The following is a 21,340-nucleotide window of genomic DNA, read 5'->3' on the forward strand; positions in this document are numbered from 1 at the left end:
TGCTTCGGCATTTGCTTGCAATGCCTTGAATTGACTCTCGAAAGCCGGGGCCTCGCTCCGGCTTTTTTGTGCCGGAATTTTTCACGAAGGGCATTTGTCGGTATTCGAAAAATCGACACTGCCGTCAGGCTTGAAGACCTCCGGGTTCTTTTCATAAAGCGCGCCAATGACGAGCGGCTTGCTCGGCAGCACCGTCTGGTCGAGGTCCGAGCGGAACTCAGTCTTCAATTGCTGCAGCACATTGCCGTCCTTATCGACCAGCCGGACATTCACCGAATAGGCGCGGTCCTTGCGCACGCAGTGCAGGTTTTCGCTCTGCAGCGCGATCTTGTCGTCGATCGGATAGATCTTCTGGTTCAGCACCAGCGGGGCGCCGCCCGCGGGATTTTCAAATTCGGCGATGATCACCGAACCGTCGGGGATAGGACCTGTCTTCTTCAGGGTCAGCAGATAGGTGGCGCTTGCCACCCGGTAGTTGAAGACGAAGAGGTGGCCTGTGACCTCGACCAGGTTTTCGGCCTGGCGCTGGCAGGCGGCAAGCAGAAGACCTGTTGCAGCCGCCGCTGCGATTAGATGTTTCCTCATGGCATCTCTTCCTTCTTGCGGTGATAGTGCCGCTTCGCCTTGGCGCGGTTGCCGCAGACCGCCATGTCGCACCAGGCACGGCTCCTGTTCTTGCTGCGATCGATGAACAACCAGCCGCAATTGCCGCAGATCTTCATGCGCTCCGGATCAGGCATAGCGATCAGCCGGAGCACCGAATGGGCGGTCGCCGCCGCCAAGCTTGCGGGGCTTGCCTGGCGCAAGGTCTTCGCCAGCGCCTCCAGCAGTCCGGCCAGCAAGTGGTCGTCGCCGCCATCCAGTATACGCTTGCGGAAATAGCGGTCGATCGCTTCTCGAAGCGCGATGAAGTCGACTTCGTCTTGCGCCGCGACCGGCGCGACCTCGCCAAACAGGGCCCGTTCGGCGCAGAATTTGGCGGCGGCGCGCGGAAAGCTCCGCATCTGTTCGCTCACCGCGAAGCGGTCGATCCGTCGCGCCGCGTCGTGGCGCAGTACGACGCTGTTGGCGACATCGAGGGCCAGCGCGCCGCCGGCGAAACGGTGAGAAGTCCAGGAAAAGCTCATAACGAAATTATAACTGGCGAAACGGGTTTTACCAGTTATAATTTGCTGACGCGGAGTCTCCGAAATGGCCTATCTTCTGCAGCAGCTGGCGAATGCGGTTCCGCTTGCCGCTCTCTATGCCGCGCTCGCCTTCGGTTATGCCGTCGCCTTCGGCGTGACCAGGCGGGCCGACATCACCTATGGAGCGATCTTTGCCTTCTCGGGCCAGATCCTGCTGCTTTTTAGCGAAATCGCCTATGTCAGGTTCTGGCTGGTGCTGCCGGCCGCACTTGCCATCGGAGCCTGCGCCGCGATTGTCTATTCGCTGGCCGCGGGCATTTGGATCGGCCGCTCGATCATGCTGCCGCTCGCCAGCAAATCGCCGAATATGGTCATCGTTGCCGCGCTTGGCATCATGATCGTGCTGATGGAAACCGCCCGCCTTGCCGCCGATACCCGCGCGATTTGGCTGCCGCCCTTCCTGAACGAAGTTGTTGTCTTCTGGAGTGATGGTTCGTTTAAAGTGACGCTCACCTATATCCAGCTGATCGACACGGCGCTGATGTGCGCCATCGTCGCGATCGGTGCGCTGATCCTCAGGCGCACCGCCTGGGGCCGCCACTGGCGCGCCGTCACCGACGATCCGCTGGCCGCCGAACTCTGCGGCACCAGCGCCAGGCTTGTCTTTCTTGTTGCCTATGCGGCAGCAGCCCTCGTCGCCACACTCTGTGGCATTCTCGCCACCTTCTATTACGGCTCGATGGATTTCGGCGCGGGCCTGATGTTCGGGCTCAAGGTACTGCTGATCGCAGCCGTGGGCGGCTATTCCGATCCGCTGCGTTCGGCAGGCGGTGCTGCCGGGCTTGCAGTCGTCGAAACCATGTGGGGCGCCTATGGCGCCTTTGTCTGGCGGGACTTGGTGATCTTCTCGCTGCTGGTCCTGCTCTTGGTCATGAGCCGCCGGGAGCGAGTGGTTCTCTGATCATTTCCACTTGTCGCGCGCCGCATCGTCGGCGTCTTTTGCCGCAACCCAGTCGCCTTCGGCGCCATCGTTGCCGTGCTCCTTCTTCCAGAATGGAGCTGCGGTCTTCAGGAAATCCATGACGAAATTGGCGCCGTCGAAGGCCGCCTGCCGATGCGGGGCGGCTGCGACGACGAGCACGATATTCTCCCCGGGAACGATTTTGCCGTAGCGATGGATGGCGGTCAGCCCTAGCAGCCCGAAACGGCTGATGGCGAGTTCGCCGATGCGGGTCATCTCGGCTTCGGCCATGCCGGGATAATGTTCGAGTTCGAGGGCCGCCAGGGTGCCGCCTTCGTCGCGGCAAAGGCCGGAGAAGGTAACGACCGCGCCGACACCGGGTTTGTGCTTGGAGAGGAGATCGACCTCGGTTTGCAGGTCAAAGTCTTCGTGCTGGACCCGGATGGTGGGTGTGTTCACAGCGAAATCCTCCGCTTTGATGCGCTGCCAAATCCCCAAGCTCCCTCATTCCTGTGCTTGTCACAGGAATCCAGTGCGCCCAAGTCCTTGGGCGCGGAAGACATTGCTAGCAGCAGGAAGAAGTCATTCACCGCGCGGACGCGCGTTCCTGTGACAAGCGCAGGAATAAGGGAGAGAGAAGCAGATGCAATACTGCTCATTATCAGCCTCCCGCAATCACCCCCCCGTCATCGGCGGAAATATTCCGATCTCGCGTGCGGCGCCGATCGGCTCGTCATGCTCGACATGTTCCATGTCGAGCGCCACGCGGATGACGTCGGGATATTGAAGTGCGGCTTCATATTCCTCGCCCAGCGTCTTCAAATGATTCAGGAGATCGGCGACGGTGACGACGGAGGAGGGGAGGTCGATCTCCTCCTCACCCTTGCCGATGCGCTCGCGCACCCAGGCGAAATAGACAAGCCGCGTCATTCCTCGTCATCCACGATATGTTTCAGCCCGGCACGGAAATAGTCGTAGCCGGTATAGATGGTCAGCAGCGCCGCGATCCACAAGAGCGCGATGCCGGTTTGAGTCGTATAGGGGAAAATCTCGTCGCCGGCCGGGCCGGCGAGCAGGAAGGCGATGGCAACGAGCTGCAGCGTCGTCTTCCACTTGGCGATGCGTGTCACGGGCACGCTGACCTTCAGCGCCGCCAGATATTCTCTCAGGCCGGAAACCAGGATCTCACGGCAGAGAATGATGATTGCCGCCCAGATCGACCAGCCGGCGATGGTCTGATCGGCCGCCACCAGGAGAAGGATCGAGGCGACCAGCAGCTTGTCGGCGATCGGATCGAGCATACGGCCGATATTCGACGTCTGGTTCCAGATGCGCGCGAGATAACCGTCGAGAAAATCGGTGATCGAGGCGATGATGAAGATCCACAGCGCCACCCAGCGCGCCGTATTGCTGATCGACAGTCTGCCTTCGACGAAGAAGCAGAGAACGATCAGCGGCACGGCGAGGATGCGGCCGTAAGTCAAAAGGTTGGGAAGGCTGTACGCACGCGATGCCATGGATCGTTTCTCTGAATTGATGCGCCGCCACAGCGCCGCGCCTCTTTACGAAATCGATTCCGATTTTCGGGCCGATGCGGTAGATGACGGCTTTGGCCATGGACCGTCAACATTCTTTCTGTCTTTTCACTGCCTTTGCGTGGAATTTGCGACGGACGCCGGTTATTTCGCGGCGTCGTCGTGGAAATGGTTGTAGACCTGCTTTGCCACTGCTTCCGAAATACCTTCCACCGCCATCAGGTCGGACAGAGCCGCCCGGGAAACCGCCTTCGCCGTTCCGAAATGCTGCAGCAGCGCGCGCTTGCGCGACGGGCCGATGCCGCCGATCTCGTCGAGCGGGTTCTTGACCATTTCCTTCTTGCGCCGCACCCGGTGCGAGCCGATCGCGAACCGGTGCGCCTCGTCGCGCAGGCGTTGGATGAAGTAGAGCACCGGATCGCGCGGCGGCAGTGTGAAACTCTCGCGTCCCGGCGCAAAGAAGCGCTCGCGTCCGGCGTCGCGGTCGACACCCTTGGCGACGCCGATTGCCATCACGCTGTCGGTGATGCCGAGCTCGGCCAGGATGCCGCGCACCGCCGTCATCTGCCCCTGGCCGCCGTCGATAAGGATCACGTCGGGCCACGCGGGGAAAGGCATGTCGGCGGCGTCGGCAGCAGGTGTTTGCACCGTCCGGTCAGGGATGCCTTCTTCCTTGATCAGCCGCGAGAAGCGCCGCGTCATCACCTCGCGCATCATGCCGAAATCGTCGCCGGGAGTGATGTCGGTCGATTTGATGTTGAACTTGCGGTACTGGTTCTTCACGAAGCCTTCAGGCCCCGCCACCACCATGCCGCCGACGGCATTGGTGCCCATGATGTGCGAGTTGTCGTAGATCTCGATGCGCTGCGGCGCATAGGCGAGCCCAAAGGTTTCCTTAAAGCCTTCGAGCAGCCGCGACTGCGACGCCGTCTCGGCAAGCTTTCGCCCATGCGCTTCGCGCGCATTGCCGACCACATGCTCGACGAGATCGCGCTTCTCGCCGCGCCGCGGCACAAGGATGGAAACCTTGTGGCCGGCCTTTTCGCTGAGGGCCGCGGCGAGAAGTTCCAGTTCCTCGACCGTTTCCGAGAGCATGATCTGCTTCGGCACCGGTTTGTCGTCATAGAACTGCGCGAGAAAGGCATTCAGCACTTCGGCGCTTGAAAGCTGCGGATCGGCTTTCGGAAAATAGGCGCGATTGCCCCAGTTCTGGCCGGTGCGGAAGAAAAACACCTGGATGCAGGAAACGCCGCCTTCGTGGTGGATGGCGAAAACGTCAGCCTCCTCGACGCCGGCCGGGTTGATACCCTGGTGGCTTTGAACATGGGAAAGTGCCGCCAGGCGGTCGCGATAGATCGCCGCCCGCTCGAAATCCAGGTCCTCGGCCGCCCGGTTCATGGCCTCAGCCATGTGCGACTTCACCTTCTGGCTCTTGCCGGACAGGAAGTCTTTCGCCTCCTGCACGAGCTCGGCGTACCCCTCGTCGCTGACCTCATGCGTGCAGGGTCCGGAACAGCGCTTGATCTGATAGAGCAGGCAGGGCCGCGTGCGCGTTTCGAAGACGCTGTCGGTGCAGGTGCGGATCAGGAAGGCGCGCTGCAGCGAATTGATCGTGCGTCCGACTGCGCCGGCCGAAGCGAAAGGCCCGAAATAGTCGCCCTTCCGCGCCCTGGCGCCGCGATGCTTGAAAATCGCAGGCGCTCGGTGGTCCCCTGTGATGAGGATATAGGGAAAGGACTTGTCGTCGCGCAGCAGCACGTTGAAGCGCGGCCGCAAGCGCTTGATCAGATTCGCTTCGAGCAGCAGCGCTTCCGTTTCCGTGCGCGTCGTCACGAATTCCATATTCGCCGTCTGGCGCACCATCTGGGCGATGCGGTTGGAATGCACACGGCCGACGGCGTAATTGCCGACACGCTTCTTCAGGCTGCGCGCCTTGCCGACGTAGAGCACATCGCCCTCGGCATTGAACATGCGGTAGACGCCGGGGCTGTTCGGCAGCCTTTTGACGAATTCGCCGATCAGTTCCGCGCCAACGAGCCCGGTTTCGTTCAGGCTGCCGGCGTTCCAGTCGACCGTTGCCGCAAGAGGGGCGGCGGAAAGGTCGCCTTCCACCTCGATATCGTCTTCGCTCTCATCCGTATCGTCGTAGAGAACGCCGCCGTCCGGCAGCTTTCGTCCGTTCATTCCTTAATCTCCGCCACATCAGGCGTCTGCCACGCAAGGTGCTGGCCGCCGTCGAGGGCAATCATCTGGCCGGTGATCGAGGGCGTGTCGAAGAGGAAGCGAATCGTTTGTCCGAATTCCTCCAGTGCCGGCCCTCGCTGCAAGATAAGGGCTGAGACCTGCGCTTGGAAGTCCTCCAACGTTTGCCGCTCGCTCGGCATCGAGGGGCCGGGGCCGATCGCGTTGACGCGGATGCGCGGCGCCAATGCCTGGGCAAGCGTTTGCGTTGCCGTCCATAGCGCCGACTTGGAGAGCGTATAGGAATAAAAGCTGGGCCTCAGCGCCCAGACCCGCTGATCGATGATGTTGACGATCAGCCCCGCTGCCTCAACGGGCACCTGCTGAGCAAAGGCGGCCGCAAGGATCGACGGCGCGCGCGCATGGAGGTCGAAGTGCAGCGCCCATGTGGCGGCGTTGAAACTGCGCGCGGAATCATGCTGGAAGACTGACGCATTATTGACGAGCAGATCGATTGGCCCCAGCGCTTCCGACGCCTTCGCGACCAGTTCGCCCGTTTGGCCGAGATCGGTAAGGTCGGCCTTGAGCGCGATCGCCTTCTGTCCTTTTCGCCGCAGTTCCGCTGCCAGTTCCTCGGCCTCGCCGATCGAACCGTTGGCGTGAATTGCGACGGAAAAGCCATTTGCAGCAAGGTCTTCGGCGATTGCCCGGCCTATTCTCTTGGCAGCCCCTGTTATAAGGGCCGCGCGAAGTCTTTTGTCGTTCAAAATCGTGCCTTCTGATCCCGCGAGTCTGTTGGCAGACTATATAGGGGCGGGCGGAGATTATATAAATAGGCCGTGTCGCTTGCCTCCGCGACCAGGATATTCTATGTATTATTTAATAATGCGATTTCCTAAAATAAGTAATTCAAGTTTAACTTCCGAGTAAGGTTAATGAAGGGTATGTTGCTCGCAAGCAACATCGAATTTCCGCCACGTGGCAGCCACAATGATATCACAATTTGGCTCTTTCAAATCCGCAATTCAGTTCCAATTTCAGTCTCGATCCGGAAGGGACATCTGGCAATTTCCCCGCCAATGCTTCGCTGAGAGACAGATGAAAGCGGCGCGGGACTGAAAGGAGAAAAGTATGCGTGTACTCATTGCTGGCCTCATGGCCTCCGCTTTTGCGATTGCGGGCGTTTCGGTAGCTCAGGCGGCCGATGCTGTCGATCAGGTTCCGGAAGCACCGATTGCTCAGGACGCTCCGGTCAAGCCGGCCGGCAACTGGGAGGGCTTCTACCTCGGCGGCGCCGGCACCTACAACATGGGCGACTTCGGTTCCGATCGCCACACCTACGGTTTCGGCGGCCAGGTCTTCACCGGTTACAACTGGCAAGCAGGCCAGATCGTTTACGGCGTTGAATCCGATCTCGGCTACAGCGGCGACGACGTTTCCTCGGGCGGCGTCGAGAACAAATATGGCTGGAACGGCTCCGTCCGTGGCCGCGTCGGCTACGACATGAACCCCTTCCTGCTCTACGGCACGGCCGGTCTTGCCATCGGCAATATCAAGGTTTCCGACGGTACCTCGGATGAAAGCAAGACGAACTACGGCTATACTGTCGGTGCCGGTGTCGAAGCCTTCGTGACCAACAACATCACGACGCGCTTGGAATATCGCTACACCGACTACCAGAGCAAGGACTACGACCTCGACTCCGGCAGCTTCTCGCGCGGTTACGACGAGAACAGCGTCAAGCTCGGTATCGGCGTCAAGTTCTAAGACGATTGAACATTCCAATATGCAGAAGCCGGGCTTATCGCCCGGCTTTTTGCTGTTTGCTCGTTGTTAGCAGACGCTTTGTCGCGATTTCCGCATCAGGCGCTGGCTTTGAGCTCACGATGAGCCGGGAATTTCTTTTCGAACTGACCCAGCCAGTCGATCAGCGGCGCATGATCGGCTTCCCACTGGTCCTTGAAGCGCAGGTCGAGGTAGTCGAGTGTAGCTGCGAGTGCGAAATGTCCGCCATTCAGCCTCTTGCCGAGCTTCGGCGGCTTGGCGCCGAGATGGGAAAGTCCCGCCGTCACCTTCTTCCATTGCCGGTCGATCCAGGGCTGATGGACCTTTTCCTCGTCGCGGAAGCGCCGTTCGTAGACGATCGTGAGCAGGCAGTCGCAAATGCCGTCGCAGAGCGCCTCGAGCACTTCCGCATCCGTGCGTTTGCCGTTTTTGGAAGGGTAGAGGCCGCCCTTAGTCAGCCGATCGAAATAATGCATGATCGCCACGCTGTCGAAGATCGAGACGCCGTCATCCGTCAGCAGCGTCGGGATCTTGCCGAGCGGATTGCTGTCCACCAGGATCGCCGGCGCGGTATTGGTGTCGACCCGGACGGCGTTCAACTCGATGCCCAGAAAATGCGCGGCCATCCGCACCTTGCTGGAATAAGGCGAGGCGGGTGAGCAGAGGAGCTTCATGGGACACCTGATGAGACTGGGGCTGCGGCACGGACTATCCCGGATGCGGATTGCCCGGTCAATCGTCCTTGACCGTCTTGTTCTCGCCGCGCAGCCAGAAGGCGCGGTGCGAGGCGAAACGGTCCTGCGCCAAAAGATCCTTCAATGCGGGCAGCAATTGGTGCAGCTCATCCTTCAGGGTGAAGGGCGGGTTGACGATGACGAGGCCGGAGCCGGTCAGTCCGGTAATGCCGCGGTCGCTGCGAACGGTGAGTTCGGCGCAGAGCATTTTGGGAATATTGAGCGCCTGCAGCGTTTCATGAAATTCCTTGATCGGCGCGCCCTTCTTGAGCGGATACCACAGACAATAAGTGCCGCCGGGAAAGCGGCGATAGGCCTTTTCCAGCCCGGCGGCGAGACGCTGATATTCGCCCTCTTCCTCGAAAGGTGGGTCGACCAGAACGATGCCGCGCTTCTCCTTCGGCGGCAGATGTGCGCCGAGCGCCAGCCAGCCATCGAGTTCGGTGATGCGGGCGTGGTGATCGCCTTCGAACAGCCGGTGCAGGCGGGCATAATCCTCGGGATGCAGCTCCATCGCCGAAAGCCGATCCTGCGGCCGAAACAGCATGCGGGCAAGCTTCGGCGAGCCGGGATAGAAGCGGATACCGCCCTCAGGATTGAGTTCGCGGATTGCCGAAAGGTAGGGCTCCAGTAGCTCGGAAACCTGGGGCCCCAGTTCCGCCTCCATCAATTTGCCGATGCCGTCTACCCATTCTCCGGTCTTTTGCGTCTCCTCCGAGGAGAGGTCGTAAAGGCCGATGCCGGCATGCGTATCGAGCACGCGGAAGGCGCCCTCCTTCTTCTGCATGTAACGGATCAGCCGGGCCAGCACGGAATGTTTCAGCACATCGGCAAAATTGCCCGCGTGGTAGATGTGGCGGTAGTTCATTTTCGCTGATGTCCGTATGAATTCACGTCATGGGCGTTTTTCTGGCTTTTGGCCATGCAGGCCTTGGCATATACAAATGCCATGAACATTGCGACCCCCATCGACGCCAAATCCCCGAAGCTGGACAGCAAGATCGGCCACACGGCCTGTCCGCACGACTGTCCCTCCACCTGCGCATTGGAGGTCGAGATATCCGAGGACGGCCGCATCGGTCGGGTGCGCGGCGCGGGCGACCATTCCTACACTTCGGGCGTCATCTGCGCAAAGGTCGCCCGTTATGCCGAACGGCTCTACCATCCCGACCGCCTGATGCATCCCCTACGCCGCGGCGGCCCCAAAGGGGCAGGGCAATGGCAGCAGATTTCCTGGGACGACGCGCTGGATGAGATTGCCGAAGCCTTCTTGAAGGCCGAGGCGAGGGACGGCAGCGAGGCGGTCTGGCCCTATTTCTATGCCGGCACGATGGGTTGGGTGCAGCGCGATTCGATCGATCGCCTGCGCCACGCCAAGCGCTATTCCGGTTTCTTCTCCTCAATCTGCACCAACCCGGCCTGGACCGGCTTCACCATGGCGACCGGGGCGCTGCGCGGCCCCGACCCGCGCGAGATGGGCCGCACCGATTGCGTCGTCATCTGGGGCACCAATGCGGTCTCGACCCAGGTCAATGTGATGACCCACGCCATCAAGGCGCGCAAGGAACGCGGCGCCAAGATCGTCGTCATCGACATATATGACAATCCGACGATGAAGCAGGCCGATATGGCGCTGATCGTCAAGCCGGGCACGGATGCCGCACTTGCCTGCGCCGCCATGCATGTCGCCTTCCGAGATGGCTATGCTGATCGTGATTATATGGCGAGATATGCCGATGATCCCGAAGGTCTCGAGGCGCATCTGAAGACCAAGACCCCGCAATGGGCGGCGGCCATCACCGGCCTTTCGGTCGAAGAGATCGAAGCCTTTGCCCGCCTGGTCGGCACGACGAAGAAGACCTTCTTCCGCCTCGGTTACGGCTTCACCCGCCAGCGCAACGGCGCTGTCGCCATGCATGCGGCCGCCTCCGTCGCTACCGTTCTCGGGTCCTGGCAGTATGAGGGCGGCGGTGCCTTTCATTCGAACAGCGATATCTTCCGCATGAACAATGCGGAGCTGACCGGCCGATCGATGAAGGATGTCGACATCCGCATGCTCGACCAGTCACAGATCGGCCGAGTGCTGACCGGCGATGCGGTGGCGCTGCGCCATCGCGGACCGGTAACGGCGATGCTGATCCAGAACACCAATCCCGCCAACATCGCCCCCGAGCAGCGCCTCGTCAGACGCGGCTTTGCCCGCAACGATCTCTTTGTCGCTGTCCACGAGCAGTTCATGACCGAAACGGCCGAGATTGCCGACATCGTGCTGCCTGCGACCATGTTCGTCGAGCACGACGATATTTATCGAGCCGGCGGCCAGAACCACATCCTGCTCGGGCCTAAACTGGTCGAGCCTCCGTCTGGCGTCCGCACCAACCTCTTCGTGATCGAGGAACTGGCAAAACGTTTGGGCGTCGCGGATCGCCCGGGTTTCGGCTTCACCGCCCGCGAAATGATCGACCGCATTCTTAAATCGAGCGACCTGCCGGACTACGACCACTTCCTCGAACACAAATGGTTCGATCGCCAGCCGGTTTTCGAGGAGGCCCATTATTTGAACGGCTTTGCCCATCCCGACGGTAAGTTCCACTTTCGCCCCGACTGGATCAATCAGCCGGCGCCGAACAAACCGCCGGCCGCGATCGGCGCGCTCGGGCCGCATGCCCAGCTGCCAGCGTTCCCCGATCAGGTCGACGTCATCGAGGTCGCCGATCCGGAGCATCCCTTCCGTCTCGCTACGTCACCGGCTCGCAACTTCCTGAATTCGAGCTTCTCCGAGACCAAGACCTCCCGTCAGAAGGAAGGCCGGCCCGAGGTAATGATCAATCCTGTTGATGCCGAAGCCAACGGCATCGTCCATGGCGATCTTGTCCGCATCGGCAACACTCGCGGCGATCTCCGCCTCCACGCCCGTATCACCACCGAGGTGAAACCGGGCGTGCTGATTGCCGAGGGGCTCTGGCCGAACAAGGCGCATGTAGACGGCGAGGGCATCAACGTCCTTACGGGCGCCGATCCGGTCGCGCCCTATGGCGGAGCGGCCGTGCACGACAACAAAGTCTGGCTTCGCAAGGACGCAGCATGATGCAGTCGAAATCACGGGTGGAAATAGTCGGCGAGGAAACGCTGTCGAATGGGTGGACGCGGTTGAGCAGCTATCTGCTCGACTATATCGACCGTAACGGCGCGACCCAGCGGTTGAAGCGGGAGGTCTATCACCGCACGCCGGCCGCCTGCATTCTGCTTTATGATCCGAAACGCGATCTCGTCGTCCTTGTCCGCCAGTTCCGTCTTGCTGTGCATATGAACGGCGATCCCGCCTGGGTGATTGAAGTGCCGGCCGGACTTCTCGACAACGATCATCCCGAGACCGCGATCCGCCGCGAGGCGATGGAGGAGACCGGATATCGCCTGCGCGAGGCGCACTTTCTCTTCAAATGCTACATGTCGCCGGGTGCGATCACCGAAGTCGTCCACTTCTTCGCAGCCCTGATCGACACCACCGACCGGGTGGCCGAAGGCGGCGGTCTCGATGAGGAGCATGAGGATATAGAGGTGCTGGAAATTCCGCTCGACGAAGCCGCGCGGATGATCGAGACCGGCGAGATTTTCGACGCCAAGACGATCATGCTTTTGCAATGGGCCGCGTTGAACAGGGATAGAATCAGGTAGCGGGTAGGGACGACTGCGAGGGAATTGTCGATTGCCCCACGACAGCTCCGGCATTGAGCTGCAGCGCTCGGAAATTCATACCTCTGTCACGAAGCGGTTCTATCCGCTGCGGTTTATCGATTATCGGATGCAGTCAGGAGAAAGCCCATGTGGCTCAGCAATTTCACCCTCGTGCTCCCGGACGAGGTGGTGAGCGAAGGGTCAGTCCGTGTCGAGGACGGCGCCATCGCCGAGATCAGGCCGGAGCCGGTCGCGCAGGCTGCGATCGATGGCGGCGGGCGGCTGCTGATGCCGGGCTTTGTCGACCTGCACGGCGATATGATCGAGCGCGAGATCGCGCCGCGGCCGAATGCGACGATGCCGATCGATTTCGGGATTCACGAACTCGACAAAAAACTTGCCGCCGCCGGGATCACTACGGCCTTTGCCGCCGTCTCTTTCGCGACCGAAAGCGTCTATGGTCACGTCCGCTCGCTGGAGACGACGTCGGCGGTGATCGAGGGCATCAACCAGCTGCGTGATGATCTTCTGGTCGACCACCGCGTCCATGCCCGTTACGAGATCACCAATGTCGGCGCCGCTCCCGCACTCGAGCGGTTGTTGAATGCCGATCAGATCGATATGGTGTCCCTGACCGACCACACGCCGGGCCAAGGTCAGTACAACAACCTGCAAAGCTACATCCTCAGCATTTCCGAGCGCCGCGCAATCTCCGAGGAAATTGCAGCGGAGATCGTCGCCAAGCGCATCGCCATGCGCAACAATCCCGAGATCGAGGCGAAGCTGAGGGAGATCGTCGCGCTTTCGCTGAAACACAAGCTGTCGCTCGCCTCGCATGACGATGACAGCGTCGAAAAAGTCGCCGAAATGCATGATCTCGGCGTCACCATAAGCGAGTTTCCTGTCACCGCACCTGCGGCCGAAGAGGCGCGCCGGCGGGGCCTCTGGACGCTGATGGGTGCTCCGAACGCGCTGCGCGGCCAGTCGATGTCAGGCAATCTCAGCGCCCTCGATGCCGCAAGGGCCGGTCTCTTGGGCATCATCGCCGCCGATTATCATCCGGCGGCCTTCGTTCCCGGCATCTTCAAGCTCGCGGATATGGTCGAAGGCGGCCTGCCGGCCGCCGTCGCCATGGCGACCGGCAACGCAGCCCGCTCCGCCGGCCTCCTGGACCGCGGCGAGATCGCCATTGGCCAGCGCGCCGATCTGGTCGCTGTCGAGCGGGGTGAGATCAACCGCATCCGCGCCACCTTCCGCGCCGGACGCTTCGTCTACAGCGATGGCACGCTGCATCCGCTGCGGGCGCTGGCCGCTTGATGCATTACCCTAATTGTGTTTTCGCCCCTCACCCGAACCCTCTGCTCGTAAGACGGGGAGAGGGGACGTGCCATGCGAGGGGTTTGCAGGAGACCGAGAAGGTGCGGCATATCCCCTTTCGCCGTCAAAACGGGAGAAGGTGCCGGCAGGCGGATGAGGGGCAGCCCTCGAATCAGAGCCATTGAGACAAGCCAGAGCAGCATAAGGCGTTGTCAGATTTCGGTAGCTGTCCGAACTGCCCCACATGGAAATGCGCTTTATGCGCTGTCGCCAATCATAGAAATAAGCAGAGCCTTAGGCGCAGCGGTCAGACCCCCAGCACCCACAGCCTTGCCGCCTTCCATCGTCACGCGGCCTTCGGCAAAGAGCCGCAGTGCTTGCGGATAGATCTGGTGCTCGACGGTGAGCACGCGCGCGGCTAGGCTTTCGGCCGTGTCGCCGGAGAGAATGGGGACGGCGGCCTGGCCGATCACCGGTCCCTCATCCATGCCTTCGGTGACGAAATGCACGGTGCAGCCGGCAATCCGCATGCCGGCATCGATGGCGCGCTGGTGCGTGTGCAGGCCCGGGAACAACGGCAGCAGGGAAGGATGGATGTTGAGCATGCGGCCTTCATAACGCTGGATGAAGGTCGCGGTCAGCAGCCGCATATAGCCTGCCAGGCAAAGGATGTCGGGCGAAAGGCTGTCGAGCGCGGAAAAGATCGCCACCTCATGCGCTTCCTTGCTCGCATAGTCCTTGCGCGGGAAGGCGAAGGTGGCGATGCCTTCGGCCTCCGCCTTGGCAAGGCCCCCGGCCTCTGCCCTGTCTGATATCACGCCGACGATTTCGGCCGGATAGTCGGCGGCCTTGGCCGCCGCAACCAGCGCCATCATGTTGGAGCCGCCGCCTGATATGAAGACGACGACGCGTTTGCGCGGCGTGGTCATATGGCAAGCGTGCCCTTGTAGACCGTACCGGCAGCGCCTTCGTCACGGGCGATCATGCGGCCGAGCGTGACGACCGCTTCTCCTTCGGCTTCGAGCGCCTTCGATACCACGCCAACATTCTCTTCGGCGACGACGACGATCATACCGATGCCGCAGTTGAAGGTGCGCAGCATTTCCTTGGCTTCGACGCCGCCCGTTTTGGCAAGCCACGAGAAGACCGGCGGCACATTGATGGCGGCAAGATTGATCTCGGCCGCCAGATGCTTCGGCAGCACGCGCGGAATATTCTCCGGGAAGCCGCCGCCGGTGATGTGCGCCAGCGCCTTCAGCGCGCCGGTCTCGCGGATCGCCTTCAAGAGCGGCTTGACATAAATACGCGTCGGCTCGAGTAGGGCTTCGCCGAGCTTCTTGCCATCGGCGAATGGCGCCGGAGCATCCCAGCCCAGGCCGGACAGTTCGACAATCTTGCGCACCAGCGAAAAGCCGTTCGAATGGACGCCCGAGGAGGCGAGGCCGAGGATCACGTCACCCTCGGCGATATCGCCCGAGGGCAGCAGCTTGCCGCGCTCGGCGGCGCCGACGGCAAAGCCGGCGAGATCATAATCACCGGAGGAATACATGCCGGGCATCTCGGCCGTCTCGCCGCCGATCAGTGCACAGCCGGCGTCGCGGCAGCCCGCGGCAATGCCGCCGACGATCGCCGCACCCTGGTTGGGATCGAGCTTGCCGGTTGCGAAATAATCGAGGAAGAACAACGGCTCGGCGCCCTGCACGACGAGATCGTTGACACACATGGCGACAAGATCGATGCCGACGGTGTCGTGGTAATCGGCGTCGATGGCAATCTTCAGCTTCGTGCCGACGCCGTCATTGGCGGCGACGAGGACCGGGTCAGTAAAGCCCGCGGCCTTGAGGTCGAAGAGCCCGCCGAAGCCGCCGATCTCGCCGTCGGCGCCCGGGCGGCGGGTCGAGCGCACCGCCGGCTTGATCTTTTCGACGAGGAGGTTGCCGGCATCGATATCGACGCCAGCATCGCTGTAGGTCAGGCCGTTTTTCCCAGACTGGCTCATGCTGGTCTCCGATGGCTGTTTCCAGGCGGCCAACATGCCGCGTCATCTGCCGGTCGCAATTGCATGACAGGGGCCTTTATGCAAGCGTCGCATGGGAAAAGCCCCCAATTTCCCGCGTCTTCAACCCGCCTTTCCCGGATTTGGCGCTATAGGGTTGACCATCTTCGCGCCTGCATCCTATGTGCTGAATGACCGCGTCGGATAGAACGCGGCGTTTAGCGGCGGCGAGCGATCAGCGGGGAAGCGATGCCACAGCATGTCAGCGGCAACAGTCTGAAGCGCCAGATCTTCTTCTGGCTGGCCGTGCTCGTCTTCTTCATCGCCTTCCTTTATGTCTTCAGCTCGATCCTGCTGCCCTTCGTCGCCGGCATGGCGATCGCCTATTTCCTCGATCCGGTGGCGGACAGGTTGCAGCGGCTGGGCCTGAACCGCATGATGGCGACCATCGTCATCTTGATCGCCTTCGTTATCGTCTTCACCTTGGCGCTGATGATCCTCATCCCCGTGCTCGTCAGCCAGTTCAACGATTTCGCCGAGCGGTTGCCAGGTTACATCAGCCAGCTCCAGCAGTTCATTGATACCTCGAAGAATTCTCTGCTGCCGCAATGGATCAGGAGCCAGGCCGGCACGATCAAGGACAATTTCTCCGGCATCCTTTCCGAAGGCATGGGCTTCCTGACCGGGCTCTTCGCGCAGATCTGGAATTCCGGCAAGGCGATCGTCGACGTCATATCGCTGCTCGTCGTCACCCCCGTCGTCGCCTTTTATATCCTGCTCGACTGGGACCGCATGGTCGCCAAGGTCGACCAATGGATCCCGCGCGATTACGTCAGCGATGTCCGCCAGATCGCCAGTGAGATCGATCAGGCGATCGCCGGCTTCATCCGCGGCCAGGGTTCCCTCTGCCTCATCCTCGGCATCTATTATGCCGCCGGCCTGTCTCTCGTCGGGCTGAACTTCGGCCTGCTGATCGGCCTCTTCGCCGGCATGATCAGTTTCATTCCCTATGTCGGTTCACTGGTCGGTCTCGTTCTCTCCGTCGGCGTGGCGCTCGTTCAGTTCTGGCCGGATTATCCGTGGATCGGGCTGGTGCTCGTCGTCTTTTTCAGCGGCCAGTTCCTCGAAGGCAATATCCTGCAGCCGAAGCTCGTCGGCTCCAGCGTCGGTCTGCATCCGGTCTGGCTGATGTTCGCGCTCTTTGCCTTCGGCGCACTCTTCGGTTTCGTCGGACTTCTGATCGCCGTGCCGGCCGCCGCCGCCGTTGGCGTTCTTGTTCGCTTCGCGCTTTCGCGCTACCTTCAGAGCGATCTTTATTTTGGCGGGTCATCAGACGGCCGCGCCCCGAAGACGAAATCAGTACCCAATGAATGACGTGAAAAACGCTGATCCGAAGCGCAAGGCCGGAGAGCAGCTGCCGCTGGTGTTTTCGCATGCTGCCGCAAGCGGGCGCGACGACCTCCTGATCTCGGAGCGTCTCGCCGCCGCTGTGGCAATCGTCGATGCGTGGCCGGCATGGCCGTCGCCGGTCGTGGTCCTCGCCGGCCCCGTCGGCTCGGGAAAATCGCACCTCGCCCGCATCTGGCGCGAGCTGAGCGGCGCCGTCAGCATCCATCCCGAGCGTGGCTCGGACGCCGCCGTGGCAGCGGCCGCCGGCCCGGTGCTGTTCGAGGATGCAGACCGCCTCGGTTTCGACGACAATGCGCTTTTCCACGTCATCAACAGCGTGCGCGAAAACGGCACCAGCCTGTTGATAACGAGCCGTCTCTGGCCGATATCCTGGCCGGTTTCCCTGCCCGATCTGCGTTCGCGCCTGAAGGCCGCGACCGTCGTCGAGATCGGCGAACCCGACGAGGCGTTGTTGTCGCAGGTGATCGTCAAGCTCTTCGCCGACCGGCAGCTTTATATAGATGACAAGGTCGTGCTCTATATCGTTAACCGGATGGAGCGGTCGCTCAACGCGGCCCAGACGATCGTCGATAGGCTCGACCGGCTGGCCCTTTCGCGGGGCACCAGGATCACCCGCCCGCTTGCTGCCGAGGTATTGAATGAATTGGGAAATTCGGAACGGGCCGATTGACTGTCACAGTTCCGTCGTGAAACTGATATAATTGCCGTCGGCGATTGAAACGGGGTAGCGGACCATGGATAGTGCAGTCGCAGAACATCAGGAACTCACTCCGGAAACCAACGACAACGTCCCCCCTCTGGAAGAGTTGCTGACAAGCCCCGAGCGCTTCATCAACCGGGAATTCTCCTGGCTGCAGTTCAACCGCCGCGTCCTGGAAGAGACGCTGAATACAGAGCATCCGCTGCTCGAGCGCGTCCGCTTTCTGTCGATTTCGGCAGCCAACCTCGACGAGTTCTTCATGGTGCGCGTCGCCGGCCTTGAGGGGCAGGTGCGTCAGAACATCGCCATACGCAGCCCTGACGGCAAGACGCCGGCCGAACAGCTCGACTCGATCCTGCAGGAGATCGACCATCTGCAGATGGAGCAGCAGGCCTCGCTCGCCGTGCTGCAGCAGTACCTCGCCAAGGAAGACATCCTGATCGTGCGCCCCGGCGCCTTGAGCGACGCAGACCGTCAATGGCTCGCCGCGGAATTCGAACAGGCGATCTTCCCGGTGTTGACGCCGCTGTCCATCGATCCGGCCCATCCGTTCCCCTTCATTCCCAATCTCGGTTTTTCGATCGGGCTGCAGCTCGTCAGCAAGAATGGCCGCGAGCCGATGACGGCACTGCTGCGCCTGCCTCCGGCGCTCGACCGCTTCGTCCGCTTGCCGGATGATGCGAACACGATCCGCTACATCACGCTTGAAGACGTCGCCAACATCTTCATCTACCGTCTCTATCCGGGCTACGAGGTACAGGGTTCCGGTACGTTCCGCGTCATCCGCGACAGTGATATCGAAGTCGAGGAAGAGGCCGAGGATCTCGTCCGCTTCTTCGAAACGGCACTGAAGCGCCGCCGCCGCGGCAAGGTCATCCGCATCGAGACCGATTCGGAAATGCCCCCATCGCTGCGCCAGTTCGTCGTACAGGCGCTCAGCATTCCGGAAAATCGCGTCGCCGTTCTGCCGGGTCTCCTGGCGTTGAACACACTGTCCGAGATCACCAAGGCGCCGCGCGACGATCTCAGGTTTCAGCCCTACAATGCGCGATTTCCCGAGCGCGTCCGCGAACATGCCGGCGACTGCTTCGCCGCTATCCGCGAAAAGGACATGGTCGTCCATCACCCCTATGAATCCTTCGACGTGGTGGTCCAGTTCCTTCTCCAGGCTGCGCGCGATCCTGACGTCCTGGCGATAAAGCAGACGCTTTACCGCACCTCCAACGACAGCCCGATCGTCCGTGCGCTGGTCGATGCCGCTGAAGCCGGGAAATCAGTGACGGCGCTGGTCGAGCTCAAGGCTCGCTTTGACGAAGAGGCGAATATCCGCTGGGCGCGCGACCTCGAGCGCGCCGGCGTGCAGGTCGTCTTCGGCTTCATCGAGTTGAAGACCCACGCGAAGATGTCGATGGTCGTCCGTCGCGAGGAAGCCAAGCTCAGGACCTATTGCCACTTGGGAACGGGTAATTACCACCCGATCACCGCCAAGATTTACACCGATCTCTCTTATTTCACCTGTAATCCCGTTATCGCCCACGATATGGCGAACATCTTCAATTTCATCACCGGCTACGGCGAGCCGGAAGAAGGAATGCAGATCGCCGTCTCTCCCAATACCTTGCGCCCGCGCATCCTGCGTCACATCGAAGAAGAGATTCAACACGCCAGGAACGGTCGGCCGGCGGCGATCTGGATGAAAATGAACGCGCTGGTCGACCCCGACATCATCGATGCCCTCTATCGTGCCAGCCATGCCGGCGTCGAGATCGATCTCGTCGTGCGCGGCATCTGCTGCCTGCGTCCGCAGGTGCCCGGTCTTTCGGAGAAGATTCGCGTCAAGTCGATCGTTGGCCGCTTCCTCGAACATAGCCGCATCTTCTGCTTCGGCAACGGCCACGGGCTGCCGTCCGACAAGGCGCTGGTCTATATCGGCTCGGCCGACATGATGCCGAGAAACCTCGACCGCCGCGTCGAAACCATGGTCCCACTAACGAATCCGACAGTCCACGAGCAGGTCTTGTCCCAGATTATGCTCGGCAACGTGATTGACAATCAGCAAAGCTACGAGATATTGCCCGACGGTACGTCCCGACGCATGGAAGTGCGCAGAGGCGAGGAACCTTTCAATGCGCAACAGTATTTCATGACCAATCCGAGCCTGTCGGGTCGCGGTGAAGCGCTGAAATCAAGCGCGCCGAAGCTGATCGCCGGCCTGCTCGAAGGCCGCAACAACAAGTAAAACTGGACCTAAATGGTTGAATCTGAAGCCCAGGGGCGCCTTCCAGGGATCGCTCCGGTCTCCGTCGTCGATATTGGATCGAATTCTATCCGTCTTGTCGTCTACGAAGGCATGTCTCGCTCTCCGACCATCCTCTTCAACGAGAAGGTCCTCTGTGGCCTCGGCAAGGGCATAGCCGTCACCGGCAAGATGGATGAAGAGAGCGTCGGCCGGGCTCTGGCGGCGCTGCACCGTTTCAAGGCCCTGTCAGATCAAGCGCGCGCCGCTACCATGTATGTTCTGGCGACGGCGGCTGCGCGCGAGGCGAGCAACGGTCCTGATTTCATCCATCAGGCGGAAACGATCCTCGGCCGCAAGATCCGCGTGCTGTCGGGCGAGGAGGAGGCGAAATTCGCCTCGCTCGGCATCATCAGCGGCTTCTACAATCCCGACGGCATCGCCGGCGATCTCGGCGGGGGCTCCCTGGAACTGATCGACATCAAGGGCAAGGAGATCGGCAAGGGCATCACCCTGCCGCTCGGCGGCCTGCGCCTGTCGGAATATGCCGGCGGCTCCCTTTCCAAAGCACGCGACTTCGCCCGCAAGCAGGTGAAGACGGCAAAGCTTTTGACGAAAGGCGAGGGGCGTACCTTTTATGCCGTTGGCGGCACTTGGCGAAACATAGCCAAGTTGCACATGGAGATCACCCATTATCCGCTGCACATGATGCAAGGCTACGAGGTATCGTTCGAGGAGATGATGCTGTTCCTCGATCAGGTGATGACCGCGCGCGACTCCAGGGAGCCGGCGCTCCAGGCCGTGTCGAAACATCGCCGCTCGCTGCTGCCCTTCGGCGCCATCGCCATGAAGGAAGTCTTGGGCACGATGAAGCCCTCGGTGATTTCCTTCTCGGCGCAGGGTGTGCGTGAGGGCTATCTCTATTCTCTGCTTTCCGAATCCGAGCGCCGCCTCGATCCGCTGCTTTCGGCCGCCGGCGAACTGGCGATCCTGCGTGCGCGTTCGCCCGAGCATGCCCGCGAGCTGGCGGAATGGACGGGCCGGATGATGCCCTTCTTCGACGTCCAGGAAACCGAAGAGGAAAGCCGCTATCGCCAGGCCGCCTGTCTGCTCGCCGATATCAGTTGGCGCGCCCATCCCGATTATCGTGGCCTGCAGGCGCTGAACGTCATCGCCCATTCCTCCTTCGTCGGCATCAGCCATCCCGGCCGCGCCTTTATCGCGCTCACCAATTATTACCGTTTCGAGGGCTTGCACGACGACGGCGCGACCGGTCCGCTGGCACAGATCGCCACGCCGCAGTTCATCGAGCGCGCCAAGCTGCTCGGCGGCATGCTGCGCGTCGTCTATCTCTTCTCGGCCTCCATGCCAGGTATCGTCAAGAACCTGACCTTCCGCAGATCGTCGAACCCGGACTTCGACCTCGAATTCGTCGTGCCGCCGGAATATCGCGATTTCGCCGGCGAGCGGCTGAACGGCCGCCTGCAGCAGTTGTCGAGACTGACGAACAAGCGGCTGGCTTTCCGGTTCGAGTAGAGAGGCATTCTTTCGGCGGCTCTTCCGGCGGTGCGGTTCGTTCGCACTCCCTCATTCCTCTGACGAGCACAGGAATGAGGGAGGTTGAGGTAGTGCCTCGCGAAAAAAAAAGGCGGCGCTGACCGCACCGCCCTCCGGATGTCCTCA

21 protein-coding genes are annotated in these 21,340 nt (G+C 61.3%); 9 read left to right on the forward strand and 12 right to left on the reverse strand.

Translation table 11 applies throughout. The features are described 5' to 3' along the window. Positions 1-81 precede the first annotated feature (81 nt). Complete coding sequence (locus J2J98_RS07340; RefSeq protein ID WP_064706821.1) at positions 82-585, reverse strand: hypothetical protein; 504 nt, start codon at positions 583-585, stop codon at positions 82-84. Continuing rightward, on the reverse strand, positions 582-1,127 hold the full coding sequence (locus J2J98_RS07345) for a CGNR zinc finger domain-containing protein (RefSeq protein WP_207602752.1): 546 nt from the start codon (positions 1,125-1,127) through the stop codon (positions 582-584). Before J2J98_RS07345 ends, J2J98_RS07340 begins: the two co-directional genes overlap by 4 nt. A 64-nt stretch (positions 1,128-1,191) precedes the next feature. Between J2J98_RS07345 and J2J98_RS07350 the strand changes: the two genes are divergently transcribed. After that, on the forward strand, positions 1,192-2,088 hold the full coding sequence (locus J2J98_RS07350) for a branched-chain amino acid ABC transporter permease (protein WP_207602753.1): 897 nt from the start codon (positions 1,192-1,194) through the stop codon (positions 2,086-2,088). Here J2J98_RS07350 and J2J98_RS07355 read toward each other — a convergent pair whose 3' ends face one another. From J2J98_RS07355 to J2J98_RS07380, 6 genes are all read right to left on the reverse strand, one after another. After that, positions 2,089-2,547: a molybdenum cofactor biosynthesis protein MoaE gene (locus J2J98_RS07355; RefSeq protein WP_064706824.1), complete on the reverse strand. Its 459-nt coding sequence runs from the start codon at positions 2,545-2,547 to the stop codon at positions 2,089-2,091. Continuing rightward, positions 2,544-2,747, reverse strand: a complete 204-nt coding sequence (locus tag J2J98_RS07360; protein WP_207603174.1) for a hypothetical protein — start codon at positions 2,745-2,747, stop codon at positions 2,544-2,546. The genes J2J98_RS07355 and J2J98_RS07360 overlap by 4 nt, the downstream gene beginning before the upstream one ends. A 16-nt stretch (positions 2,748-2,763) precedes the next feature. After that, positions 2,764-3,018 carry a molybdopterin converting factor subunit 1 gene (gene moaD, locus J2J98_RS07365; protein ID WP_064706826.1) on the reverse strand — a complete coding sequence of 85 codons (255 nt, stop codon included), beginning with the start codon at positions 3,016-3,018 and terminating at the stop codon, positions 2,764-2,766. Continuing rightward, on the reverse strand, positions 3,015-3,605 hold the full coding sequence (pgsA, locus tag J2J98_RS07370; RefSeq protein WP_011424811.1) for a CDP-diacylglycerol--glycerol-3-phosphate 3-phosphatidyltransferase: 591 nt from the start codon (positions 3,603-3,605) through the stop codon (positions 3,015-3,017). Before pgsA ends, moaD begins: the two co-directional genes overlap by 4 nt. A gap of 162 nt (positions 3,606-3,767) precedes the next feature. Further along, complete coding sequence (gene uvrC / locus J2J98_RS07375) at positions 3,768-5,807, reverse strand: excinuclease ABC subunit UvrC (RefSeq protein ID WP_207602754.1); 2,040 nt, start codon at positions 5,805-5,807, stop codon at positions 3,768-3,770. Beyond that, positions 5,804-6,571 carry an SDR family oxidoreductase gene (locus J2J98_RS07380; RefSeq protein WP_207602755.1) on the reverse strand — a complete coding sequence of 256 codons (768 nt, stop codon included), beginning with the start codon at positions 6,569-6,571 and terminating at the stop codon, positions 5,804-5,806. Before J2J98_RS07380 ends, uvrC begins: the two co-directional genes overlap by 4 nt. A 364-nt stretch (positions 6,572-6,935) precedes the next feature. On the opposite strand from J2J98_RS07380, the gene J2J98_RS07385 reads away from it, so the two are divergent. Further along, positions 6,936-7,571 carry an outer membrane protein gene (locus J2J98_RS07385; RefSeq protein ID WP_064706829.1) on the forward strand — a complete coding sequence of 212 codons (636 nt, stop codon included), beginning with the start codon at positions 6,936-6,938 and terminating at the stop codon, positions 7,569-7,571. A 95-nt stretch (positions 7,572-7,666) separates the two neighbouring features. Here J2J98_RS07385 and J2J98_RS07390 read toward each other — a convergent pair whose 3' ends face one another. Together J2J98_RS07390 and J2J98_RS07395 are read right to left on the reverse strand one after the other, a co-directional pair. Further along, positions 7,667-8,263 carry a glutathione S-transferase gene (locus J2J98_RS07390; RefSeq protein WP_064706830.1) on the reverse strand — a complete coding sequence of 199 codons (597 nt, stop codon included), beginning with the start codon at positions 8,261-8,263 and terminating at the stop codon, positions 7,667-7,669. 58 nt (positions 8,264-8,321) lie between these two features. After that, complete coding sequence (locus tag J2J98_RS07395) at positions 8,322-9,191, reverse strand: 23S rRNA (adenine(2030)-N(6))-methyltransferase RlmJ (protein ID WP_064711161.1); 870 nt, start codon at positions 9,189-9,191, stop codon at positions 8,322-8,324. An 81-nt stretch (positions 9,192-9,272) separates the two neighbouring features. Between J2J98_RS07395 and J2J98_RS07400 the strand changes: the two genes are divergently transcribed. The 3 genes from J2J98_RS07400 to J2J98_RS07410 all read left to right on the forward strand — a co-directional run bounded on the left by J2J98_RS07400 (position 9,273) and on the right by J2J98_RS07410 (position 13,315). Next, the gene (locus tag J2J98_RS07400) at positions 9,273-11,411 is read left to right on the forward strand and encodes a molybdopterin-containing oxidoreductase family protein (RefSeq protein ID WP_245296714.1); all 2,139 of its coding nucleotides are present in this window, start codon (positions 9,273-9,275) and stop codon (positions 11,409-11,411) included. Further along, positions 11,408-11,998, forward strand: coding sequence for an NUDIX domain-containing protein (locus tag J2J98_RS07405; RefSeq protein WP_064706833.1), 591 nt, complete (start codon positions 11,408-11,410; stop codon positions 11,996-11,998). Before J2J98_RS07400 ends, J2J98_RS07405 begins: the two co-directional genes overlap by 4 nt. 147 nt (positions 11,999-12,145) lie before the next feature. After that, the gene (locus J2J98_RS07410; RefSeq protein WP_207602756.1) at positions 12,146-13,315 is read left to right on the forward strand and encodes an alpha-D-ribose 1-methylphosphonate 5-triphosphate diphosphatase; all 1,170 of its coding nucleotides are present in this window, start codon (positions 12,146-12,148) and stop codon (positions 13,313-13,315) included. Between the two features lie 257 nt (positions 13,316-13,572). Here the strand turns inward: J2J98_RS07410 and purN are convergent, their stop codons facing one another. Beyond that, positions 13,573-14,244 (reverse strand): phosphoribosylglycinamide formyltransferase, encoded by a 672-nt coding sequence (purN, locus tag J2J98_RS07415; RefSeq protein WP_064706835.1) that lies wholly within the window; start codon positions 14,242-14,244, stop codon positions 13,573-13,575. Further along, the gene (purM, locus tag J2J98_RS07420; protein ID WP_138395061.1) at positions 14,241-15,314 is read right to left on the reverse strand and encodes a phosphoribosylformylglycinamidine cyclo-ligase; all 1,074 of its coding nucleotides are present in this window, start codon (positions 15,312-15,314) and stop codon (positions 14,241-14,243) included. The genes purN and purM overlap by 4 nt, the downstream gene beginning before the upstream one ends. A 246-nt stretch (positions 15,315-15,560) precedes the next feature. Between purM and J2J98_RS07425 the strand changes: the two genes are divergently transcribed. From J2J98_RS07425 to ppx, 4 genes are all read left to right on the forward strand, one after another. Then, a complete protein-coding gene (locus J2J98_RS07425; protein ID WP_064706837.1) occupies positions 15,561-16,685 on the forward strand; it encodes an AI-2E family transporter in 1,125 nt (374 codons plus the stop codon). Beyond that, positions 16,678-17,391, forward strand: a complete 714-nt coding sequence (gene hdaA / locus J2J98_RS07430) for a DnaA regulatory inactivator HdaA (protein ID WP_207602757.1) — start codon at positions 16,678-16,680, stop codon at positions 17,389-17,391. Before J2J98_RS07425 ends, hdaA begins: the two co-directional genes overlap by 8 nt. A 64-nt stretch (positions 17,392-17,455) precedes the next feature. Continuing rightward, positions 17,456-19,660, forward strand: a complete 2,205-nt coding sequence (locus J2J98_RS07435) for an RNA degradosome polyphosphate kinase (RefSeq protein ID WP_064706839.1) — start codon at positions 17,456-17,458, stop codon at positions 19,658-19,660. Positions 19,661-19,672: 12 nt separating this feature from the next. Beyond that, on the forward strand, positions 19,673-21,193 hold the full coding sequence (gene ppx, locus J2J98_RS07440; protein WP_064706840.1) for an exopolyphosphatase: 1,521 nt from the start codon (positions 19,673-19,675) through the stop codon (positions 21,191-21,193). The last annotated feature ends 147 nt before the right edge of the window (positions 21,194-21,340 follow it).

It is taken from the genome of Rhizobium bangladeshense (assembly GCF_017357245.1).
Lineage (GTDB): Bacteria > Pseudomonadota > Alphaproteobacteria > Rhizobiales > Rhizobiaceae > Rhizobium > Rhizobium bangladeshense.

Coding starts and splice junctions, on each gene's coding strand:
- J2J98_RS07340 (WP_064706821.1), bottom strand. CDS start 585: ATGAGGAAACATCTAATCGCAGCGGCGGCTGCAACAGGTCTTCTGCTT.
- J2J98_RS07345 (WP_207602752.1), bottom strand. CDS start 1,127: ATGAGCTTTTCCTGGACTTCTCACCGTTTCGCCGGCGGCGCGCTGGCC.
- J2J98_RS07350 (WP_207602753.1), top strand. CDS start 1,192: ATGGCCTATCTTCTGCAGCAGCTGGCGAATGCGGTTCCGCTTGCCGCT.
- J2J98_RS07360 (WP_207603174.1), bottom strand. CDS start 2,747: ATGAGCAGTATTGCATCTGCTTCTCTCTCCCTTATTCCTGCGCTTGTC.
- moaD (WP_064706826.1), bottom strand. CDS start 3,018: ATGACGCGGCTTGTCTATTTCGCCTGGGTGCGCGAGCGCATCGGCAAG.
- pgsA (WP_011424811.1), bottom strand. CDS start 3,605: ATGGCATCGCGTGCGTACAGCCTTCCCAACCTTTTGACTTACGGCCGC.
- uvrC (WP_207602754.1), bottom strand. CDS start 5,807: ATGAACGGACGAAAGCTGCCGGACGGCGGCGTTCTCTACGACGATACG.
- J2J98_RS07385 (WP_064706829.1), top strand. CDS start 6,936: ATGCGTGTACTCATTGCTGGCCTCATGGCCTCCGCTTTTGCGATTGCG.
- J2J98_RS07390 (WP_064706830.1), bottom strand. CDS start 8,263: ATGAAGCTCCTCTGCTCACCCGCCTCGCCTTATTCCAGCAAGGTGCGG.
- J2J98_RS07395 (WP_064711161.1), bottom strand. CDS start 9,191: ATGAACTACCGCCACATCTACCACGCGGGCAATTTTGCCGATGTGCTG.
- J2J98_RS07400 (WP_245296714.1), top strand. CDS start 9,273: ATGAACATTGCGACCCCCATCGACGCCAAATCCCCGAAGCTGGACAGC.
- J2J98_RS07405 (WP_064706833.1), top strand. CDS start 11,408: ATGATGCAGTCGAAATCACGGGTGGAAATAGTCGGCGAGGAAACGCTG.
- J2J98_RS07410 (WP_207602756.1), top strand. CDS start 12,146: ATGTGGCTCAGCAATTTCACCCTCGTGCTCCCGGACGAGGTGGTGAGC.
- purN (WP_064706835.1), bottom strand. CDS start 14,244: ATGACCACGCCGCGCAAACGCGTCGTCGTCTTCATATCAGGCGGCGGC.
- purM (WP_138395061.1), bottom strand. CDS start 15,314: ATGAGCCAGTCTGGGAAAAACGGCCTGACCTACAGCGATGCTGGCGTC.
- J2J98_RS07425 (WP_064706837.1), top strand. CDS start 15,561: ATGCCACAGCATGTCAGCGGCAACAGTCTGAAGCGCCAGATCTTCTTC.
- hdaA (WP_207602757.1), top strand. CDS start 16,678: ATGAATGACGTGAAAAACGCTGATCCGAAGCGCAAGGCCGGAGAGCAG.
- J2J98_RS07435 (WP_064706839.1), top strand. CDS start 17,456: ATGGATAGTGCAGTCGCAGAACATCAGGAACTCACTCCGGAAACCAAC.
- ppx (WP_064706840.1), top strand. CDS start 19,673: ATGGTTGAATCTGAAGCCCAGGGGCGCCTTCCAGGGATCGCTCCGGTC.